The sequence below is a fragment of the Lachnoclostridium sp. An138 genome (assembly GCF_002160765.1).
Lineage (GTDB): Bacteria > Bacillota > Clostridia > Lachnospirales > Lachnospiraceae > Laedolimicola > Laedolimicola faecalis.
The window spans coordinates 1-2,333 of sequence record NZ_NFLF01000049.1; the positions used below are offsets into that span (position 1 = coordinate 1).

The following is a 2,333-nucleotide window of genomic DNA, read 5'->3' on the forward strand; positions in this document are numbered from 1 at the left end:
ATTATAGAAAATCAGAGAAAGATTGTCAATTTATTTAAACGTCTCAGCAAAAAAAGCTAATGAATACAGGGATTCTCATAGATATAATAAAACAAAAAAGATAAATTTTTGAAAGGAAGGATACGTGAAAATGGGTGAAGTAAAAATCTGGGAAGAGAGGATTGTGATTCCTACCTACGAGGTGGGAGAACCGGACAAAAATCCCATGTTCCTGGAAAAAAGACGGGTCTTTGACACTTGTTTTTTTTATTCATCTTTAAAAAACCCTTTGTTTAAGCCATTTGTGGCTTATTTTTTTGTCAAATTTTATGATTTTATCTGTACTTGTCTGTAATTGTGTGTTATAATAAGAAGAAGGAGGCATGCATTATGTACGTAAACATCACCGGTAGTAAAAACAATAAAGATGTTTATATTTACCAATCTTTCAGGAAGGCAAACGGCAAACCCTCTTCCCGTATCTATAAGAAACTGGGGAAATATAATGAACTTTTACAAAAGTTCTCCGGCAATGAAGAAAAAATGATGGAGTGGGCAAGAGCTGAAGCTGCAAAGGAAACCACTCTCTACAACCAGCAAAAAGAACAGATATCGGTTACGTTCTCTCAAGTAGCCCGTATCCCTTTGGAGGAGGAACGCTTATTTAATGTCGGATATCTTTTTTTGCAGCAGCTGTGCTCTGAACTGCGTTTTGACAACATCTGCAGAAACATTCGCAACCGTCATAGGTTCACGTATGACATTCATGCAATCCTCACCGATCTGATCTATGCACGAATACTTGCACCTTCCAGCAAGATGAGCAGTTATTCATTCTGTCATTCTCTTTTGGAGCCACCTAAGTATTCATTGCAGAATGTTTACCGCGCTCTTTCTGTTATGGCAGAAGAGTCAGATTACATTCAGGAAGAACTTTATCGGAATTCTAACTTTGTCCATCACCGTAACACAAAAATCTTGTATTACGACTGTACGAATTATTATTTCGAGATTGAGGAAGAAAGCGGAGATAAAAAGTATGGTAAAAACAAAGAACACCGGCCCAATCCCATCGTCACTATGGGGCTTTTTATGGATGCCGACGGTATTCCTCTTGCTTTTGATATCTTCCCCGGCAATCAGAATGAACAACTCACACTGAAGCCATTAGAAACAAAGGTAATAAAGGATTTCGATTGCAGCGAATTCATCTTCTGCTCTGATGCCGGTTTGGGCAGTGTAAAGAATCGTTTTCTTAACAGCTTTGGCAACCGTTCTTATGTGATCACGTACTCCCTGAAGAAAATGAAACAGGAAGATCGTGAGATTGCTCTGAACCCTACTCAATTCAGGCTCCCCGGTTCCAACAAGATGATCGATCTCAGGACACTGGATGAAACAGACCCTGAAGTATTTCATACCATCTATTACAAGGAAGTCCCTCTTGTGACCGGAAGTATGAATGAGACGATCATCGTAACATATTCACCGAAATACAAGGCCTATCAGCAGAAGATTCGGGGACGCCAGGTAGAGCGCGCAATGAAGATGATACAGGGACCCGGAAAATGCAGACGTGGGAAGAACCAGAACGATCCGGCACGATTCATCCATAAAACTTCTGTCACACCCGATGGCGAGATTGCCGATCAAGCGTTGTATGCCCTGGATGAAGAACGCATCCGGGAAGAAGCCATGTATGACGGATTCTATGCTGTCGTAACCAACCTGGAAGATGATCCTTCTGAGATCATCAAAATCAACAAACGACGCTGGGAGATTGAAGAGAATTTTCGAATCATGAAATCAGATTTTGAAGCCAGACCTGTTTATGTGCAGAGAGATGACCGCATCAAAGCACATTTTCTAACCTGCTACATCAGCCTTTTAGTATATAGATTACTGGAGAAGAAGCTTGGAGAGGAATTTACCTGCAATCAGATCCTGGAAACTCTACGTGAAATGAATATGACACTGTTGAGCAAGGATAGCGGGTATATACCGGCTTATAAACGGACAAAACTGACAGATGCTCTTCACAATACATTTAAATTTAGAACAGACTTCGAATTCATAACCAAAAGTTCCATGCGGAGCATTATATCAAACACAAAAAAGGCAGCTCACTCCAAAGAAAAAATATAGTACATATCGATGCAAACGCCGAAACAGCCATAAAGCCTGCATTTTTAGGCTTTATGGCTGTTTATTCTTCTTCAAAGTGTCAAAGACGGGATTATAGAAAATCAGAGAAAGATTGTCAATTTATTTAAACGTCTCAGCAAAAAAAGCTAATGAATACAGGGATTCTCATAGATATAATAAAACAAAAAAGATAAATTTTTGAAAGGAAG

The 2,333-nt window shown here is 39.5% G+C and carries 1 protein-coding gene; it reads left to right on the forward strand.

Translation table 11 applies throughout. The features are described from left to right. The first annotated feature begins 369 nt into the window (after positions 1-369). Positions 370-2,124, forward strand: coding sequence for an IS1634 family transposase (locus B5E82_RS17710; RefSeq protein WP_087308838.1), 1,755 nt, complete (start codon positions 370-372; stop codon positions 2,122-2,124). The last annotated feature ends 209 nt before the right edge of the window (positions 2,125-2,333 follow it).

Bases quoted from the DNA above. Each gene is read 5' to 3' on its own strand.
- B5E82_RS17710 (WP_087308838.1), top strand. From the start codon at position 370: ATGTACGTAAACATCACCGGTAGTAAAAACAATAAAGATGTTTATATT.